Source organism: Affinundibacterium seohonense (assembly GCF_014284305.1).
In the GTDB taxonomy this organism is placed as follows: Bacteria; Pseudomonadota; Gammaproteobacteria; order Burkholderiales; family Burkholderiaceae_D; genus Undibacterium; species Undibacterium seohonense.
In genome coordinates this window covers 435,260-454,079 of the sequence record NZ_JACOFW010000001.1, presented here as the reverse complement: position 1 = coordinate 454,079, position 18,820 = coordinate 435,260, and the positions used below count along the sequence as shown (strand labels likewise).

Annotated in this window: 12 protein-coding genes; 9 read left to right on the top strand and 3 right to left on the bottom strand. The window is 45.9% G+C overall.

All coding sequences use genetic code 11. The annotated features are described in order from the left end of the window. Positions 1-117: 117 nt before the first annotated feature. From H8K52_RS01935 to H8K52_RS01900, 8 genes are all read left to right on the top strand, one after another. Entirely contained in the window at positions 118-387 is a 270-nt protein-coding gene (locus tag H8K52_RS01935; RefSeq protein WP_186920958.1) for an FAD assembly factor SdhE, read from the top strand. Between the two features lie 71 nt (positions 388-458). Then, positions 459-1,763, top strand: coding sequence for a citrate synthase (gene gltA / locus H8K52_RS01930; protein WP_186889509.1), 1,305 nt, complete (start codon positions 459-461; stop codon positions 1,761-1,763). A 328-nt stretch (positions 1,764-2,091) separates the two neighbouring features. Next, entirely contained in the window at positions 2,092-4,947 is a 2,856-nt protein-coding gene (locus tag H8K52_RS01925) for a 2-oxoglutarate dehydrogenase E1 component (RefSeq protein WP_186920851.1), read from the top strand. A 68-nt stretch (positions 4,948-5,015) separates the two neighbouring features. Further along, complete coding sequence (gene odhB, locus H8K52_RS01920) at positions 5,016-6,281, top strand: 2-oxoglutarate dehydrogenase complex dihydrolipoyllysine-residue succinyltransferase (RefSeq protein WP_186920849.1); 1,266 nt, start codon at positions 5,016-5,018, stop codon at positions 6,279-6,281. 27 nt (positions 6,282-6,308) lie between these two features. Beyond that, positions 6,309-6,647 (top strand): PspC domain-containing protein, encoded by a 339-nt coding sequence (locus tag H8K52_RS01915; protein WP_186920847.1) that lies wholly within the window; start codon positions 6,309-6,311, stop codon positions 6,645-6,647. A 99-nt stretch (positions 6,648-6,746) separates the two neighbouring features. After that, positions 6,747-8,174, top strand: coding sequence for a dihydrolipoyl dehydrogenase (gene lpdA / locus H8K52_RS01910; protein ID WP_186920845.1), 1,428 nt, complete (start codon positions 6,747-6,749; stop codon positions 8,172-8,174). 113 nt (positions 8,175-8,287) lie between these two features. Then, positions 8,288-9,397: a cell division protein ZapE gene (gene zapE, locus H8K52_RS01905; RefSeq protein ID WP_186920843.1), complete on the top strand. Its 1,110-nt coding sequence runs from the start codon at positions 8,288-8,290 to the stop codon at positions 9,395-9,397. 8 nt (positions 9,398-9,405) lie between these two features. Continuing rightward, positions 9,406-9,801: a hypothetical protein gene (locus H8K52_RS01900; protein ID WP_186920841.1), complete on the top strand. Its 396-nt coding sequence runs from the start codon at positions 9,406-9,408 to the stop codon at positions 9,799-9,801. A 66-nt stretch (positions 9,802-9,867) separates the two neighbouring features. Here the strand turns inward: H8K52_RS01900 and H8K52_RS01895 are convergent, their stop codons facing one another. Continuing rightward, entirely contained in the window at positions 9,868-11,034 is a 1,167-nt protein-coding gene (locus H8K52_RS01895) for a pyridoxal phosphate-dependent aminotransferase (protein ID WP_186920839.1), read from the bottom strand. Positions 11,035-11,310: 276 nt separating this feature from the next. On the opposite strand from H8K52_RS01895, the gene H8K52_RS01890 reads away from it, so the two are divergent. After that, positions 11,311-16,434 (top strand): hypothetical protein, encoded by a 5,124-nt coding sequence (locus H8K52_RS01890; protein WP_186920837.1) that lies wholly within the window; start codon positions 11,311-11,313, stop codon positions 16,432-16,434. 74 nt (positions 16,435-16,508) lie between these two features. Here the strand turns inward: H8K52_RS01890 and H8K52_RS01885 are convergent, their stop codons facing one another. Both H8K52_RS01885 and ompR read right to left on the bottom strand, forming a co-directional pair. Further along, positions 16,509-17,867: an ATP-binding protein gene (locus tag H8K52_RS01885; protein ID WP_186920835.1), complete on the bottom strand. Its 1,359-nt coding sequence runs from the start codon at positions 17,865-17,867 to the stop codon at positions 16,509-16,511. A 51-nt stretch (positions 17,868-17,918) separates the two neighbouring features. Beyond that, entirely contained in the window at positions 17,919-18,644 is a 726-nt protein-coding gene (ompR, locus tag H8K52_RS01880) for an osmolarity response regulator transcription factor OmpR (protein ID WP_186920833.1), read from the bottom strand. Positions 18,645-18,820 lie beyond the last annotated feature (176 nt).

Below are 18,820 nucleotides of genomic sequence, written 5' to 3'. Positions count from 1 at the left end.
TGTTGTCAATTTGCGTGCTTTTGTTGTGCGCTAAGTAGAAATCTGCGTCAGATTTTTCTTTCTACATTTAGAAAAATCTGACCAGTTAAATTGATAGGGAAAATCATGTCAGGTGTAATGTCTGGTTTGCATCAAAGCGATCCAGTAAATCGAGCAAGACTTCGTTGGCGAGCGCGCCGCGGCTTGTTGGAGAATGATTTGATTTTGACGCGCTTTTTAGATGCGCATGAAGAAACAATGTCGGATGAAGAAGTTGATGCCTTTAGTCGACTCATGGATATCTCCGATAACGCACTCATGGATTTATTAATGGGAAAAAACGAGCCAGAAGATCAGCTCGATTTACCTCATGTTAAAGCTTTACTGACGCGATTACGCGCCGCTTAATTTTTTGTACCTTTTGAACGCGTTTTTTGCGCATTTTTCATTAACGACTCACCTGCAACGAAGGAAGAGCCATGACTAACTCTGAAACAAAAGCAACGCTATCATTCTCTGATGGCTCCCCATCGATCGAGATGCCTATTTACAAGGGTTCCATCGGACCTGATGTAATCGATATTCGCAAGTTGTACGGTGCCACGGGTAAATTTACCTATGATCCAGGTTTTATGTCTACTGCGGCATGTAATTCCTCTATCACCTACATTGACGGTGATAAAGGTGAGTTGTTATATCGCGGTTATCCGATTGAACAATTAGCGCAGAATGGTGGCGACTTCCTAGAGTCTTGTTATTTGTTGTTGAATGGCGAGTTGCCAAATGCAGAGCAAAAGCAAAAATTCGTTGATACCGTAACCAAGCACACGATGGTTCATGAGCAGATGCAATTTTTCTTCCGTGGTTTCCGCCGCGACGCGCATCCTATGTCGGTATTGGTTGGTACAGTCGGTGCTTTGGCATCGTTCTACCACGATTCCTTAGATATTAACGATGCACATCATCGTGAAGTTTCTGCAATTCGCTTGATCGCTAAGATGCCAACTTTGGTGGCGATGGCATACAAGTATTCCATCGGTCAACCATTCGTGTATCCACGCAATGACTTATCTTACAGTGCGAACTTCATGTATATGATGTTCTCGAATCCTTGTGAGCCATACAAAGTTAACGAAGTATTGGTGCGTGCTTTGGATCGTATTTTGATTTTGCATGCAGATCACGAGCAAAATGCTTCAACATCAACAGTGCGTTTGGCAGGTTCATCTGGTGCCAATCCATTTGCTTGTATTGCGGCTGGTATTGCTTGCTTATGGGGCCCTGCCCACGGTGGCGCGAATGAAGCTGCGTTGAGTATGCTAGAAGAGATCGGCTCAGTCGATAACATTCCTCATTTTATCGAACAAGTCAAAGATAAAAACTCTGGTGTGAAGTTGATGGGTTTCGGCCATCGCGTTTATAAAAACTACGATCCACGTGCAAAATTAATGCGCGAAACATGTTACGAAGTTTTGAACGAGCTCGGTTTGCAAGATGATCCATTGTTCAAGTTGGCAATGGCATTAGAAAAAATTGCATTGGAAGACGAGTATTTTGTTTCACGCAAGTTGTATCCAAACGTTGATTTCTACTCTGGTATCGTGCAACGTGCATTAGGCATTCCAACAGCATTGTTCACAGGTATCTTCGCCTTGGCGCGTACAGTAGGTTGGGTCGCGCAATGGAAAGAAATGATTTCTGACCCAGAGCAAAAAATTGGTCGCCCACGTCAATTGTTTGTTGGTTCGCCTCAGCGTGATGTGCCAGCAATGGATAAGCGTTAATCTGAACTGCAAATGTAAAGTGGTAATCAGAAACCACAATATTAAATATTTAAGCAATTAAATATAATTTATAAAAGCGAGTAGAAATTACTCGCTTTTTTTATGGCGAAATATGTTATTCTCGCATTTGATGTTGAAAGTCAATATTCCTCCTGTTTTATTTGAAGTGGTATTTGTTTTCCTGCCGAGTCAAAATTTAGGTTGAAAATAGAATTTCCAATGAGTCCTTCCCCACAACTTGATGTGCAATCCGCTAACCGGTCAGGCCGTGTCGCGGAAGGTTAGATTAACCCGCTAATCTCGCGAAGCGCGAAGAAAGGTGAGCAATATGATGCAACAATATAACGCTAACTCGTATCTGTTCGGTGGTAATGCACCGTATGTCGAAGAACTGTATGAGGCGTATCTGAATAACCCTGGCTCCGTGCCAGATAATTGGCGTGCGTATTTCGACGCCATGCAACACGTTCCCGCTGTTGATGGTTCTGCCAAGCCTGACGTCGCACATGCGCCAGTCATCGCTTCTTTTGCCGAACGTGCAAAACAAGGTCCGATTCGTACCGTAAGTGCTGCGGGTGATGCTGAAATGGGACGCAAGCGCGTCGCCGCTCAGCAATTGATTGCCGCTTACCGATTCCTAGGTAGTCGCTGGGCAAATCTGGATCCATTACAGCGCCAAGAGCGTCCACCATTGCCAGAGTTAGAACCAAGTTTCTATGGTTTTACTGATGCTGACATGGACACACAGTTCAATATTAGTAACACCTATTTTGGAGCAGAGACCGCGTCTTTACGCGACTTGCTCAATTCTTTGCGCGATACATATTGCCGTTCTATCGGTGCAGAGTTTATGTATATTGGTGACCCAGCGGAGAAACGCTGGATGCAAGAAAAGCTCGAATCGATTCGCTCCACGCCAAACTTCACGGCTGAGAAGAAAAAACATATCTTGGAACGTTTGACCGCAGCAGAAGGCTTGGAACGCTACTTACATACACGTTACGTTGGTCAAAAACGTTTCTCACTCGAAGGTGGCGAGAGCTTTATCGCTTCGATTGACGAGACGATTCAACGCGCTGGTGAGCGCGGCGTGGAAGAAATCGTTATCGGTATGGCGCATCGCGGTCGTTTGAACGTGTTGGTCAATACCTTGGGCAAAATGCCACAAGATTTGTTCGCTGAGTTTGAAGGAAAACATGGCGATGATTTGCCAGCGGGTGACGTTAAATATCACCAAGGCTTCTCGTCCGATGTGTCAACGCCAGGCGGTCCGGTTCATTTGTCTTTAGCGTTTAATCCATCTCACTTGGAAATCGTTAATCCAGTGGTAGAAGGTTCAGTCAAAGCACGCATGGAGCGTCGTGGCGATAAAGATGGCGCACAAGTGTTGCCAATCTTGGTTCATGGTGATGCAGCTTTTGCCGGTCAAGGTGTCGTCATGGAAACCTTGAATCTCGCCCAAACACGTGGCTATGGCACAGGCGGTACAGTACATATCGTTATTAACAACCAAATTGGTTTCACAACCTCTGATCCACGTGACGCACGTTCAACTCTGTATTGCTCAGACGTTGTTAAAATGATCGAAGCTCCGGTTTTACACGTCAATGCGGATGATCCAGAAGCGGTCGTTTTGGCGACACAAATCGCGCTTGATTATCGTATGATTTTCAAGAAAGACGTTGTTGTCGACATTATCTGCTACCGTAAATTGGGTCATAACGAACAAGATACGCCAGCATTGACGCAACCATTGATGTACAAAAAAATCGCGCAACATCCAGGTACTCGTAAGATGTACGCGGACAAGTTAGCGGCGCAAGGTACGATCGCCACCGAAGTCGGTGATGAAATGGTCAAAGCCTTCCGTGATGCGATGGATGCAGGCAAGCATACTGTTGATCCAGTTATTTCTAACTTCAAGAATAAATTTGCAGTTGATTGGATTCCATTCTTGAACAAGAAATGGACCGATGCTGCAGATACAGCTGTTCCAACGACCGAATTGAAACGTTTAGCTGAACGTATTACCACCATTCCAGCCGACTTCAAGCCACACAGTCTCGTCGAGAAAGTATTGGCAGATCGCGCTTCGATGGGGCGTGGTGAAATGAATTTGGACTGGGGTATGGGCGAACATTTAGCTTTCGCTTCTCTGGTATCTTCTGGTTACGCCATCCGCTTGACAGGTCAAGATGCTGGTCGTGGTACTTTCGTTCATCGTCATGCGGTATTGCATGATCAAAAACGTGAACGTTGGGACGCAGGTACGTATATTCCTCTGCAAAACATCTCAGACAAACAAGCACCGTTCACAGTGATCGATTCTGTCTTGTCAGAAGAAGCAGTTTTGGCGTTTGAATATGGTTACTCCAGCGCAGAACCAAATACTTTGACGATCTGGGAAGCGCAATTCGGCGACTTCGCGAATGGCGCACAGGTTGTGATCGACCAATTCATTAGCTCAGGCGAAGTGAAATGGGGTCGTGCTTGTGGTCTCGTGATGATGCTGCCACACGGCTATGAAGGTCAGGGGCCAGAACATTCTTCTGCGCGTCCAGAACGCTTCTTGCAATTGTGTGCAGATAATAATATGCAAGTGGTTCAACCGACTACAGCGTCACAGATTTTCCATTTGTTGCGTCGTCAAATGATCCGTCAGTTCCGCAAGCCTTTGGTGATCATGACACCAAAATCATTGCTGCGTAACAAAGATGCTGGCTCACCTTTGTCTGAATTGGCAAAAGGTAGTTTCCACACTGTGATCGGTGAAGTCGATGAAACTATCGATGCGAAAAAAGTGAAACGTGTTGTGGCTTGCTCCGGCAAGGTTTACTACGATCTGGTCAATGCTCGTAAAGAACGCGGTCAGTCTGACACAGCGATTATTCGTGTTGAACAACTCTATCCATTCCCACATAAGAGTTTCGTGGCCGAATTGAAGAAGTTCCCGAATATGGTGGAATTGGTTTGGGCGCAAGATGAGCCACAAAATCAAGGTCCATGGTTCCAGATTCAACACAATATCTTTGAAAGTTTGGATGAAGGTCAGAAGCTCGCTTATGCAGGTCGCCCTGCAAGTGCATCGCCTGCTGTCGGTTACTACGACAAGCACTATGCGCAACAAAAAGCATTGCTTGAAGCAGCCTTTTCGAAACTTAAAGGTTATATTCTGACTAAATAATCTTAGGTGGTGCCGCTAATAAAAACGAAAGTGCGGCACCAATTAGACATCCTACACGGAGAAAAAACATGGCAATTATCGAAGTAAAAGTTCCTCAGTTATCTGAATCTGTCGCAGAAGCGACCTTGCTGACTTGGCATAAAAAAGTGGGTGAAGCAGTCACACGCGATGAGAATCTGGTGGACGTAGAAACCGACAAGGTAGTTTTGGAATTACCTGCGCCTGCAGCGGGCGTTATTACGCAAATTATTAGCGGTGATGGCAGCACAGTTGTTGCAGGTCAAGTCATCGCAATGTTGGATACAGAAGCATCTGCTGGCGCAGTCGCAAGTGCTCCAGCAGCAGCTGCGGCAGTAGCCGCACCGGTGGCCGCTGCGGCCGCAACAAGTAGCTCTGCTGCAGCGAATTCAGCAGCAGGCATAGCGATGCCAGCCGCAGCAAAAATCTTGGCTGAGAATAATATGTCTGCTGGTGCGATCGATGGCACGGGTAAAGACGGTCGTGTAACTAAGGGTGATGCTTTAGCTGCGGTGGCGAATAAAGCCGCGCCAGCAGTCGCGCCTTTAGCTGCTCCGGTAGCTGCAAAACCAGCATTGCAACAGGTTTCTGCACCTGCAGTTGCAAACCTCGGTGATCGTCCAGAAGAACGCGTTCCTATGAGCCGTTTGCGTGCACGTATCGCTGAACGTTTGGTGCAATCACAGTCCACTAACGCGATTTTGACGACTTTCAATGAAGTCAATATGGCGCCAGTGATGGACTTGCGTAACAAGTACAAAGACAAATTCGAAAAAGAACACGGCGTGAAATTGGGCTTTATGTCTTTCTTCGTTAAAGCCGCTGTTGCTGCGTTGAAGAAATACCCAATCATCAACGCATCCGTCGATGGCAATGACATCGTGTACCACGGTTATTTCGACATTGGTATCGCCGTCGGTTCTCCACGCGGTTTGGTAGTGCCAATCTTGCGTAATGCTGATCAAATGTCTATCGCTGAAATTGAAAAGAAAATTGGCGAATTCGGTGCGAAAGCGAAAGACGGTAAGTTGACTTTGGATGATTTAACTGGCGGTACTTTCTCCATTTCCAATGGCGGTACTTTCGGTTCGATGTTGTCGACACCGATTATCAATCCACCACAATCTGCTATCTTGGGCGTACATGCGACTAAAGACCGCGCAGTGGTTGAAAATGGTCAAATCGTGATTCGCCCAATGAACTATCTGGCGATGTCTTACGATCACCGTATCATCGACGGTCGTGAAGCAGTGTTAGGTTTGGTCGCAATGAAAGAAGCACTGGAAGATCCAGCTCGTTTGTTGTTGGATCTGTAATTTTAACAATTACTATCACACCAAAATATGAATATTGCTGACGAAATTAAACGTCTGCACGAATTGCATCAGTCGGGCGCACTGACTGATGCAGAATTCGCTCAGGCCAAAGAGAAGTTACTTTCATCACTGAATGCCAATGCCTCGCAAGCCGGTGCTAATGGGGAAAATCCATTCGCGCATCTAAATCAATTGCGTCGCTCCAAAACCGATCAGTGGCTAGGTGGCGTTTGTGGCGGTTTGGGTAAATTCACAGGGATGGAAACCTGGATCTGGCGCCTGATGTTTTTCCTGTTTGTCGCATGTTTTGGTTTCGGTGTTGTCGCGTATTTGTTGGCCTGGATTTTTATTCCAGAGGAAGCATAACTCAACAAAAATTTTGAGCGCAGACGAGAGTCTTTACGATTCATTGCTGCGCTCATTTTTCATTTATTTTTAATTCAGTAAACCTGGCAAGGTAAGACTATGAGCAAACAATTTGATGTCGTCGTGATCGGCGGCGGTCCTGGCGGTTATATCGCTGCAATTCGTGCGGCACAATTGGGTTTTTCTACAGCATGTATCGATGCATGGACGAATGACAAGGGTGGACCAGCACCCGGTGGTACTTGCACCAACGTAGGTTGCATCCCATCAAAAGCCTTATTGCAATCTTCTGAACATTACGAACACGCTGGCCACGCATTTGCGGATCATGGCATCAGCGTTAGTGGTTTGGAATTAGATGTCGCAAAAATGCTAAAGCGCAAAGACACTATCGTTAAGCAAAATAACGATGGCATCATTTATCTGTTTAAAAAGAATAAAGTCACTTTCTTCCACGGTCACGGTTCTTTCGTTAAGGCGGCTGACGCTGGTTACGAAATCAAAGTTGCAGGTAAGACTGAAGAAACCATCACTGGTAAGCACATTGTTGTGGCAACTGGTTCGAATGCACGTGCATTGCCAGGGGCAGCGTTTGATGAAGAATTGATTTTATCGAATGATGGTGCATTGAAAATTGGTACAGTACCTAAGAAATTAGGCGTAATCGGCGCTGGTGTTATCGGCCTAGAAATGGGTAGCGTATGGCGTCGTTGCGGTGCGGAAGTCACCGTATTGGAAGCATTGCCAACTTTCCTCGGTGCAGTCGATGAGCAAATCGCTAAGGAAGCGCATAAATTATTTGTGAAGCAAGGTTTGTCTATCAACCTCGGCGTTAAGATCGGTGAAATCGTTAAAGGTGCAAGTGATGTCACAGTCAATTACACGGACGACAAAGGTGCTGAGCACAAAGCTGTTTTTGATAAACTGATTATCTCTATCGGTCGTACGCCAAACACCAACGGTTTGAATGCTGAAGCGGTTGGCTTAGCTTTGGATGAACGCGGTTTTATCGCGGTCGATGGCGATTGCAAAACGAACTTGCCAAATGTATGGGCAGTTGGCGACGTTGTGCGTGGCCCTATGCTCGCACACAAAGCAGAAGAAGAGGGCGTTGCTGTGGCGGAGCGTATCGCTGGCCAGCATGGTCATGTGAATTTCAACACGATTCCTTGGGTAATCTATACCTCGCCAGAAATCGCTTGGGTTGGTCGTACAGAGCAACAATTGAAGGCTGATGGTGTCGCGTACAAAGCGGGTACTTTCCCATTCATGGCGAATGGTCGTGCGCGTGCATTGGGAGATACTTCTGGTATGGTCAAATTCTTAGCTGATGCAACGACAGATGAAATCTTGGGCGTACACATCGTAGGCCCGATGGCGTCTGAATTGATTTCTGAAGCGGTAGTGGCGATGGAATTCCGTGCATCTGCCGAAGATATTGCACGCATCTGCCATGCACATCCCTCATTATCTGAAGCAACTAAAGAAGCAGCACTTGCGGTAGACAAACGTTCCCTGAACTTTTAATCGCTAAGTTCAAAGTTCTAAGCAAGAAGCGGAATAGATTTTTGATCATCTATTCCGCTTTTAAGTTTGTAGCCACCCCAATTGAGTATTCTACCGATCACCATAGCCCAAGCATGAACGTTCATCAGTTTTATCAAGAAGCAATCGACCAGCGTGGTTTTCAAGTAGACGCTGCGCAAAAACGTGCAGTGGACAGGCTGCAACAATCCTATGACGATTGGGTGGCATATAAATCTAAGCGTTCAAATCGACTAGTTCGGCTAATTAGTCGCCCTGAAGTGCCGCGTGGTGTTTACATGTGGGGTGGTGTCGGACGGGGTAAATCATTTTTGATGGATAGCTTTTATTCAGTTGTGCCAGTTGTACGAAAAACACGTTTGCATTTTCATGAGTTTATGCGCGCGGTACACCGAGAATTAGACGAACTCAAGGGTGTTGCTGATCCATTAGATGAAGTGGCTGCACGCATTGCTAAGAAATATCGTTTGATCTGTTTTGATGAGTTTCATGTTTCGGATGTGGCTGATGCCATGCTCCTATATAACTTAATGAAAGCTTTGTTTGATAATGGGGTCTCTTTTGTCATGACCTCGAACTATCAGCCAGACACACTCTATCCTGATGGCTTACATCGTGATCGTATGCTGCCAACCATCGCTTTGATTAAGGAACGCATGGATGTGCTGAATGTGGACTCAGGCAATGATTATCGAAAACGTGCCTTGGAACAGGTTGAAGTGTATTTAACTCCGCTAGGTGCCGATACGGATCGACAACTACGCGAGGCTTTCACTCGTCTGGCTGAGACGAAGGAAGAAGACCAGCACGTTGATATCGAAGGACGTCGCCTAAAAGCCCTGCGCCGCGCGGGGACAACGATTTGGTTTGATTTTGCTACCCTGTGTGGCGGTCCGCGTTCGCAAAATGATTATCTAGAAATTGCGAGTCGATTTCATACCGTTATTTTATCGTCGATTCCGCAAATGTCTGCCGGCATGTCATCAGAGGCACGGCGCTTTACTTGGTTAATTGATGTTTTCTACGATAATAAAGTGAAATTGATTATGTCTGCAGAGGTCGCACCGGAATTGCTGTACATGCAAGGAACTTTATCAAATGAGTTTCATCGTACGGTCTCGCGCATCATCGAAATGCAATCACAAGACTATATGGATGCAGATCAGAGAGAAATCGTAGCGATGTTGGAAACAGGCAAAACTTGATAAATTATATGATTAAAAGATGCTTTTTCTCGTTATTGCTAGGCTTTATCACCTTGATGTCGGCCTCTCTTGTGTATGCAAATGAGGCTAGAAAATTAACAGTTGAGCCAGATGTATTCGCTTTACAGAAAGAATTTGCAAAAGGTGGCATTTCTTCTGCGCAGTTGGCGGAATTGGCACTTAGCAAACTTGATGCTGTGCAAAATAAATTGCAAATGCAGTTAGAGGAACGCGAATCTGCCTGCCTTGATCATTTCTTTACCAATTCTTGTTTGCAGGAAGTTAGGCTGAAACGACGCGAATTACAAGACATTCTGCGGGCAATTAGTATTGATGCCAAATCATTTTTGCGGCGTACTCGTGCAGATAAAACAAAAAACATGATGAATCAGGCGCTTCAATAATGGCGAATAACAACAATCTCTGAGATTCTAATTTTCTGCTTAGATCATTGACGTTTTTGTACTTCCTTAGATTTGTTGTAGACGCTGTAGCGCATTTATTAAGGTGTTCGATTGCTTCGCGAAGCAAAAACGCACTAGTTTATTTTGTTTTTGCTCACGATAAAAAGCAGATACCGGAATTGCGGCAACACCGACTTCTTTGGTGAGCCAAGTTGCGAAATCAAGCTCCGATTGATTCGAAATCGCCGAATAATCCACACATTGGAAGTAAGTTCCTTCGCAAGGTAATAGTCGGAATTTTGAGTTGGCTAAAGCCTCCCGGAAATAATCCCGCTTTTGTTGATAAAAACGGGATAAATTTAAGTGGTGCTGGTGATCTTGCATAAAATGCGCGATCCCCACTTGCATAGGCGTGTTTACTGTAAACACATTGAATTGATGAATTTTGCGAAATTCAGTGCTCATCAACTTGGGCGCCAAAACGTAGCCGACTTTCCAGCCTGTGACATGGTAAGTTTTCCCAAAGCTAGAAATAATGAAGCTACGTTGCGCTAATGCATGATGCGAGGCGACCGATTGGTGTGACTGACCGTCAAATACCATGTGTTCATAGACTTCATCTGATATTAGTAGAATTTTTGTATCGCGAATAATGGCCGCCAAGGTGTCTAAATCAGCTTTGCACAGTGTCATTCCCGTTGGATTATGTGGCGAGTTAATGATTATGAGTCTGGTTTTTGAACTAATTTTTGAGGCGAGCAAATCCCAATCAATTGAAAATCGATTGTCTTCAAAGCGCATTCCCACAAGCACCGGAATACCCCCGGCAAGTTGGATTGTTGGAATGTAGCTGTCATAAGCAGGTTCAATCACAATGACTTCATCACCTGAGTGTACACACGCCAGTATGCTCGTCATGATCGCTTGGGTGGCCCCTGCCGTGATTGTGATTTCCGTCTCGGCGTCGTAGTGGGCTTGATAAAGCGCGCTAACTTTAGAAGCAATCTCTTGACGCAATATCTGCGTCCCTGGCATAGGTGGGTATTGATTTTGGCCAGCTGTCATTGCCCGATGAACGTAGTTAATCAGTTGTGGGTCACAATCAAAATCCGGAAACCCTTGCCCCAAATTGATAGCTTGGTGCTGTTGTGCCAAGGCCGACATGCTTGAGAAAATTGTCGTTTTGACTTCGGGTAATTTAGACTCAATTAAATGCGATTGATTGATTTCCATAGGTGTCGATGATTTGATTGTTGTGTTAGCGAAGAAGCCGACGATTTTACTTGTAGTTTCGGTATCGAGATATCTGCAACTTAGATAATCTGACTATAAGCTCATAACGTTTTCACTATGCATTAGACCGTCTTTCCTAGTTTCAACACAAAGGGCGGAATTGCAGGCTTTTTCTCATTCTTCTTCACGCTTCGTTTTTAAGCGATTGCTTGATAATTCAAGCTATATAAATCCCACCACTTGGGAATTTATCATCACTCAACGATGAGGTGTGCAATGAACGACAATCAAATGATACTCAACCGACTCTCTATGGGCGCAATGGCTTTGGATGCTGTTGACGACGCACATAGTTATGCGCTCGATATGGTTAATGATGAAAGTCTGGCTGCACATCCTCGTATCGATATTAAAGGTATTCGCGCGGCAATTGCCCGTGTAGAAGCGCAGGCAGAGGAAGCGTCAACGCCAGTGCAGGAGGCAGCAAGCAAGCCCGCTCCGACATTATTAGTTTCAGGGGCGACGAATCACTTGGCGCCTGATGCACATGCTGATTCTGAAGAGCATGGTTTCCTGAAAGAAGAGGCGAAATATCAAGCTGGCTTGCGCTACAAAAATGAGCAAGCAGCAAAGAAGCTGGTGATAGAACAAATTAAGATTGATACGCAACTTAATTTCAAAGCGAAAATCGATGCGGAGCAGCTCGCTACTGAAGCTGAGAATGCCAAACAATGGGCTGCCGAACGCGCAGCAGCTTCCTATGCGGCAAAACAAGAAGCGATAGAACGCGCCAGAGTGGATGCGCGAATTGCCGAGCAAGCCAGAGAACGCGAACGGCAAGATCGCGAAGCGCGTCTGAATGCAGAACGATTGGCAAAAGTGCGAAATGAATCGCAACAAATCAGTCGTGAACGTGATCAGGCGGAAGCAATAGCCTTGGAAGTGTCGTTAAGTCGTACTCCTCTGGAAATTCGCGCCCGTGAAGAGGCGCGAGGTCGCGCCGTGTTGGAGAAGGAATACGAGGCAATTGCCCAAGCGCGAGTTGATTCCGAAAAACGTGCTGCTGATGCTATTCAATTACGTTTGCAGGCGGAAGAAGCCTTACTTGCGGCGGCAAATCGCCGCGAACAAGCCGAGAAAATTGCAGCAGAAGCGGCTTTAGCACGCAGCGAAGCTGAAGGAAAAATCCGGTATGCAACCGAATCACGCATAGAAGCGGAAAAAGAATTACAAACGAAAGCGCTGATGCGAGTCGAAACCGAACAGTACGCCGATGCGAATGCGCGTGCTCGTTTGGAAGCAGAAGAACAAGCCAATGAAGAAGCGAAACGTCGTCGCCAAGCAGAGTTGGAAGCCACGCAGGTTGCTAAACAACGCCGTGAAGAAGAAGAGCGTGCCGAAAAATATGCCAAAGAGAAGGCCGCTTTAGAGCGAGAAGCCGTGCAATTGGCTAGAGAAAAAGCCGACGCTGAACAAAAAGCACTCGCGGCAATTGCTCTGCAAACGGAATATTTGAAGCAAGCAAATCAAGCTGCAAATTCCAAAGCCAAAAGCGTGATTGAATTGGCGAAAGCGGAGAAAATGCGCGCTGAAGCTGAACAGCGTGCTGCGAAGGCCATACAAGCAAAGGTGCTGGTTGAACAAAAAGTAAAAGCAGAAGCTGAAACGATTGCTAAAGTTGAAGAAACTCAGGCAGAGGTTTTGAGTATGCAACACCAGGCGCAACAAGCGATCCGGATAGCGCAAGAAACTAAAGTCGTTGCAGAGAAAATCACACTAGAAAACGCGGTAGAGAATGTCAAATTAGGCCAGCAATTGGCAATGATCGCGATCCAAAAAAATCAGGATTCTCAAGTCCTATTGGAAACCCAGCAAGCGCGTGTCGAGGCAGAAGGCAAAGCTCTTGAACTAATTCAGGAAAAACTCGCTGTAGAGATGCGTCGTGCGGAGTCAGCTGAAAGATTACTCCAAGCGTCGCAAGAAAAGCTTGCAAGCGAAAAGGATGCAGAGTCAGCAGCAGCAGCACGTCTGCAAGCTGAGGAAGCGGCAATCGCATTGGCGGCAAAAAAAGAAGAATTGGAACGACAACATCAGCAAGCATTAGAGGCGAGTACAGAAGCTGAGCGCCAGGCCATCGCGCAGGGGCAGGTGCAGGCAGAATTGCAACGCAAAGCGGCCGCATTAGCCTTATTAAAAGCACGTCAGGTTGTTGAGATGACTAAGGCTGAACAATTGCGCATTGAGGCAGAACGCAATGCGGCTATCGCGAATCAAGAAAAACTCGAGGCGGAACGCGAGGCCGCAGAGCAAGTTTTGGCGCGCGCCAAGGCAGATCGTGAGCATGCGCAAATGCTGTTTGCTCGTCAGGAAAAAGAGAAAGAGTCTAAACTTGTTCGTCAGCAATTGCTACAAGCTGAGCAACTGCGTTTGCAAAAAATGACAGAGCACGCGCAGTTGCAAAGACAGACCGCAGATGTTGCAAAATCGAAAGCAAACGAAGCTGTCGAACTAACAAGATTAATGCGCCAACGCGAGCAAGAGGAGTTGCGTAAGCTCGCTTTGATCGAAGAGAAAAAAGCCATTGAACAGCAATTGATTGCGGAAATTCAGGCGAAGTCAGAAGCAGAAAAAAATGAAATTCAACTAAATCAGGAACGCTTGGCAGCCGAGCAGAAGATACGATCCGCATTAGAAGAGAAAGCGCAAGCAGAACAAGAATTGCTAGCGCAGGCCGAAGAAAAAATTCAACTTGAACAGCAGATCAAAGAAGCGACCGAATTACGTGCGAAACGGGCGTGTGAATTGGCGGAGATTGAAAAGACCAAGTTGCAAGCTCAACAGACTGCCCTAAAAACTCTGGAAGAAATCACCAACTTAGAGCAACAACAGAAGCAAGCTGCTTTGCTTGAGCTGCAGCTGCAACAACAACGTGTCGAGCAAGAGCGTAAAGCGACAGCAGATGCAGAAGAAAAATTGGTATTAGAAAAACAAAATGCCAAGCTGGCCGAAGAACGTGCGCAAGCAGAAATGAACGCAAAACTGTTCGAACAAGACAAGTTGCAACAAGAGCAGGAACTGCACACCAAAGCGCATGCTTATGCCGATCTACAAGATCATGCTCGCCAAGTACTGATTCAAAAGAAGCAGCGTATCTCAGAACTAGAAAAAACGGCACAAGCGCGTTACGCTGCAGATCAAGCCCTGCTGCTGACAACGAATGAAAAGTTGGCGATCGAACAAACCACGCTAGTCACTTTGGCGCAAAAACAAGAAGCGGAACAACAGGCGCTGAAGAATGCCATCATCAACGAAGAGCTGGCCGCGACCGCACAACAAGATGGTCGCCGTGCGCTTGATAAAGAACTCGCCTTACACGAGGCATTGGCGGCGAATGCCGAAGCACAAAATGTGTTTGCAAGAATCATGCAGCAGCGTGTCGATGAAGAATTAGAGCTACATCGTTTACACGAAGAGCGCATCACCCAAGAGATGCAAGCTTTAGAGGCATTGGCGTGTTCGCAGTTAGCCGAAAAGACCGCGTTGGACGAGGCGATTCGCCGGCAAGCAATAGAGCAAGAAAAATTATCTTTGGCAGTTCAACGTCAAAAGCAAGATGAACATGCACGCATTGAACTTGAGAAGCTCAATGCGGAAGAGCTGAATTATCTCGCTCTTGCTGAGAAGGAAGGTATCGCTAGACAACAAGCAAGTGCCTCTTTGGAGCAAAAAAACCAATCATTAAAAATCGCATTGGCGGTCGCTGAGGAACATGCTCGCACTGAGTCAGAATTAAACGCTGAAATTCAACAAAAAATTGAAGATGAACGGCGCGCTATGCTTGCTTTGAATGAGCGTTTGCGCTTGGAAACCATGTTGGCGACAGCGGAACGTCAACGTGCTGAAGAAGAGGAATTGGCGGCGCAAATTATTCAAGAAAAATTTGCCACCGAAAATGCCTTGCTGTTAACTTCGCGTGAACATGCAGAAGCACAAAAAACAGCCTTAAGTTTGGTTGATTCACGTTTAGCACAAGCCTTGGCATTGAAACAATTTGAAGAGCAACGGATCGCGGCTGAAAATCAAGAGCTTCAACTGCTAGCGCAAAAAACGGTGGCGGAACAATTGCTAGCCGAAGAAACACAAAAACGTATCGATGCGGAACAAGCCTATTTAGCTGAGTGTGAACGTCGTTTATGTGCTGAGCAAGAAGCAAAAATTGCCATGCAAAACCGTTTGGCGGCTGAGAATGAGGCTAAGGTTCTGGCACAGCAGCAGGCAGAGCTGGATACAACAGCAGCTGTCATGGCGCAAGAAAATGCAAATCAGTCATTAAGAGCGCAACAAATGCAAATGAATCGTCTAGAGCTCGAAGCAGACGTAGCGCGTCAAGTTGCGGCGCAATTGGCAGCAGATGAAGAACTGAGCGCGTTGCATCTGGCGACATTACGTGACATCGAATTGAAGCTCGAGGCAGAAACGATGCTGATTGAAGAATCTAAACGTCGTGCTGAATTGGAAGCGCAAACATTGGTTCAGGCACAAACACGCTTAGAAGCGGAACGCCGTGCAATTGACAATGAATATGCAAAGTTTGAAATGGAGTTAGCTTTGACGTTGGCTGCCAATGCCAAATCGGAACAAGATCTTGTGCAGACTGACACGATGCTGAAAAATCGCGACCAACAAGCGGAATTGGCGCAACTCGAGCAAGACAATGCAGAAACTGAAAAACGGATCGCTAGATTATTGGCGGAACAAATCATTGATGCACAAGCAGTTCGTCAAACTAATGCGGAGCGTCTGCAACGCGAGCAAGAAGCTCAAGCATTGATGCAAGAGCGTATGCAGCAAGAACAAACCGCCTTAACGTTGGCGAATCAAAAGTGTGCGCAAGAACAAGAGCTAATTGAGCAAAGCAAGGTATTGGAAACAACATTGCAGCAAGTGGTGAGTTCGCAAAAAGAAGCATCCATTGCTTTGCAACAACAAGCCGAAAGCGAAAAACAAGCTGCAGAAGAACTGACTAAGCAGTTATTGGACCGTTTAACGTTAGAGCAAGGCAATCATCAACAATGGTGTGATCGTGCTAAAGAGGTTTTGCAGGCATCACCGATACCTGTTGAGCCAAATGTGTTTTCGCCAGTGAATAAGCGCCGAAGCTTGCGTTCACCAGTCCTATTTAGTGTATTGATGAGCATCGGCATGGTAGGGGCAGCAAGCTGGGGAATGTTGCAAGCACAAACAAGCAATGCTGCAGATGTGGATAAAATTTCGACAGGGAAGACAAACATGAAAACTACAAGAAGCGATGCGCTCACGGATGCCACTGCACAGGAGAAGTTACAGATGACTTATCAACTGAAAAAAGAAGATGACGAGCCGACAGCGAAGGTAATGTAATTTTCAGTGACACTGAAAAAAGCCAGATTTCGGGTGGATGAAGATATCGTTAGGACATAGCATTTGAGGGGGAATTAATTTTTATTGTATGGAAATGCTAAGTGAATCTCGATCCCACCATGCGCATGATTCGTGATGTGAATCTTCCCGGCATGACGTTTTACGATACGATCAACAATTGCCAATCCTAAACCAGACCCATTGGCATGACTGCGAGCAATTTCACCTCGAGCAAAAGGCCGAAGCAATCGAGCAATATCATATTCTGGAATGCCAGGACCAAAATCTCGCAAACGAATCGCAACACTAGTGCCGGCCGCATGATGTTGCAGTCGGCAATCTATTTCTAGGCTTAATTGTAGAGTGTTGATGTTACGTCCATAGCGCAAGGCATTTTCGATGAGGTTGCTCAGTAGCCTTTGAACTTCTACCTGTATTCCTACAAAGTGAATATTGGCTTCTATGTTGGCATCAATCGAGATCGTCGGATCGCGCGATAAATCAGTATGGATTTTTTCAAGTAAATCACTTAAGTTGAAAGAACTAAAACTAGCATCGTTCAACGGTTTTGCGTAATCAAGAAATTGCTGAATGATATTGTCCATTTGCTGCAAATCACCTTGCATAGCTTCACGGATGTCCGTCTTTAGATCAGCCATTTCCAACTCCAACTGCAGGCGAGTCAGTGGTGTCCTAAGATCATGAGAAATGCCAGCCAAAATGACAGTGCGATCAGATTCTATACGGGCTAAGTCTGCCATCATATGGTTGAAGCTAGCATTGGTTTCACGTATTTCGCGAGGTCCTGATTCTCGTAATGGCTTTACATTTTGGCCGAGGGCTAATTGTCGTGCTGCAAGACTGAGATTCGATAAAGGGGCATTGATCCGGCGTGAGATGAAAGCCGCTCCGATTAATGCTAGAAGTAAACTGATTGCTGCCCAGCCTAAAAACTGTAAGCCTGAGTCAGTTTGCAAACGATCAGACTCCACCCGTAACCAGAACTGATCTTCATCAATTCGAAAACTCACCCAAAATCCTATTTCGCCATTCACGCTCTTGGCAAACTGTGTTTGTTTACCTAATTTTTGTTGGACTAGTTCCTTTAATTCCGCGAACATGGCGTCGTTATCTGGTTTAACGATTTCGTCATTTTCTTCCAGTAAATAAATACTAATACCTTCGTTGTGCGCTAGCTCGATCAACAATTCTCGACGTTTATCCTCAGCGGAGTGGGTGAGGGCGGCGCTGGTGATGGAAACCATAGTGCCGATCTGTCCAGCTAATTGTTGCGCTTTTGGTTTTCGCTCTAGTAATTTGATGCTGACGATCCAAGTGGCCATGCTGGCGGTGACAAGCAACGCCAACAGCAAAAACGTACGCCAAAAAAGACCGCTTTGAAACCAGCTGATACGTGCAAAATAATTTCGCATGAATTGTTTAATAATGGATGTGCATAGATGTTGGCATCGTAAGCGATGACTTCAGCGAGATTGTCCATCTGGTATAAATACATAGCCAAGGCCCCAGACGGTCTGAATATATTGAGGATTTGTCGGGTCGGTTTCTATGAGCTTTCTCAAGCGCGATATCTGCACATCGAGACTGCGGTCGAACACTTCATATTCGCGTCCACGCGCTAGTTCCATCAATTTTTCTCTCGATAGCGCCTGCCGAGCGTGTCTAGCAAATACCTTTAGGACGGAAAATTCACCTGTCGTGAGATTAATATGCTCCCCATTTTTCTTCAGATTTCTGGTCGCTAAGTCGAGAATGAAATCGCCAAACTGAAAGGTTTGACCTTGTTCCGATGGTGCCCCTGGGGCGTTTTCAGGCTGTCGTCTTCTCAATACAGCGTGAATTCTGGCGACCAATTCACGAGGATTAAATGGTTTTGGAAGATAATCGTCAGCGCCCATTTCCAATCCTACGATACGATCGATTTCCTCACCTTTGGCGGTTAGCATAATAATAGGTGTGGTGTCGTTGCCGCCCCGAAGTCGGCGGCAAATCGATAATCCATCTTCACCAGGTAGCATCAAATCCAGCACCAACAAATCATAACGTTCGCGTATCCAGAGTTTATTCATTGCCTGTGCATCTTCAGCGACAGATACTTGAAAACCCTGCTCTCCCAGATAACGTCGCAGTAGATCTCGCAATCGTAGATCATCATCGACGACAAGGATTTTGACTTTAGATTCAGGCATGATGCTTACCGATATTTTAGGGTGTGAGAAGTACTAATCTTACTGTGAAAATAGGCGTTTAAATACGAACTTTATTAAAGATTACAAACTGTTACAGTGCTTACAGAAAATGTCTTGGTGTACTTGCGATCCATAGTTACACTTCGACTTGTTGCAAAATTATTCGGCGCGAAGCT

What these genes read in the sequence shown, in the direction of transcription:
- H8K52_RS01935 (WP_186920958.1), top strand. Translation starts at nt 118, where the DNA reads ATGTCTGGTTTGCATCAAAGCGATCCAGTAAATCGAGCAAGACTTCGT.
- gltA (WP_186889509.1), top strand. Translation starts at nt 459, where the DNA reads ATGACTAACTCTGAAACAAAAGCAACGCTATCATTCTCTGATGGCTCC.
- H8K52_RS01925 (WP_186920851.1), top strand. Translation starts at nt 2,092, where the DNA reads ATGATGCAACAATATAACGCTAACTCGTATCTGTTCGGTGGTAATGCA.
- odhB (WP_186920849.1), top strand. Translation starts at nt 5,016, where the DNA reads ATGGCAATTATCGAAGTAAAAGTTCCTCAGTTATCTGAATCTGTCGCA.
- H8K52_RS01915 (WP_186920847.1), top strand. Translation starts at nt 6,309, where the DNA reads ATGAATATTGCTGACGAAATTAAACGTCTGCACGAATTGCATCAGTCG.
- lpdA (WP_186920845.1), top strand. Translation starts at nt 6,747, where the DNA reads ATGAGCAAACAATTTGATGTCGTCGTGATCGGCGGCGGTCCTGGCGGT.
- zapE (WP_186920843.1), top strand. Translation starts at nt 8,288, where the DNA reads ATGAACGTTCATCAGTTTTATCAAGAAGCAATCGACCAGCGTGGTTTT.
- H8K52_RS01900 (WP_186920841.1), top strand. Translation starts at nt 9,406, where the DNA reads ATGATTAAAAGATGCTTTTTCTCGTTATTGCTAGGCTTTATCACCTTG.
- H8K52_RS01895 (WP_186920839.1), bottom strand. Translation starts at nt 11,034, where the DNA reads ATGGAAATCAATCAATCGCATTTAATTGAGTCTAAATTACCCGAAGTC.
- H8K52_RS01890 (WP_186920837.1), top strand. Translation starts at nt 11,311, where the DNA reads ATGAACGACAATCAAATGATACTCAACCGACTCTCTATGGGCGCAATG.
- H8K52_RS01885 (WP_186920835.1), bottom strand. Translation starts at nt 17,867, where the DNA reads ATGCGAAATTATTTTGCACGTATCAGCTGGTTTCAAAGCGGTCTTTTT.
- ompR (WP_186920833.1), bottom strand. Translation starts at nt 18,644, where the DNA reads ATGCCTGAATCTAAAGTCAAAATCCTTGTCGTCGATGATGATCTACGA.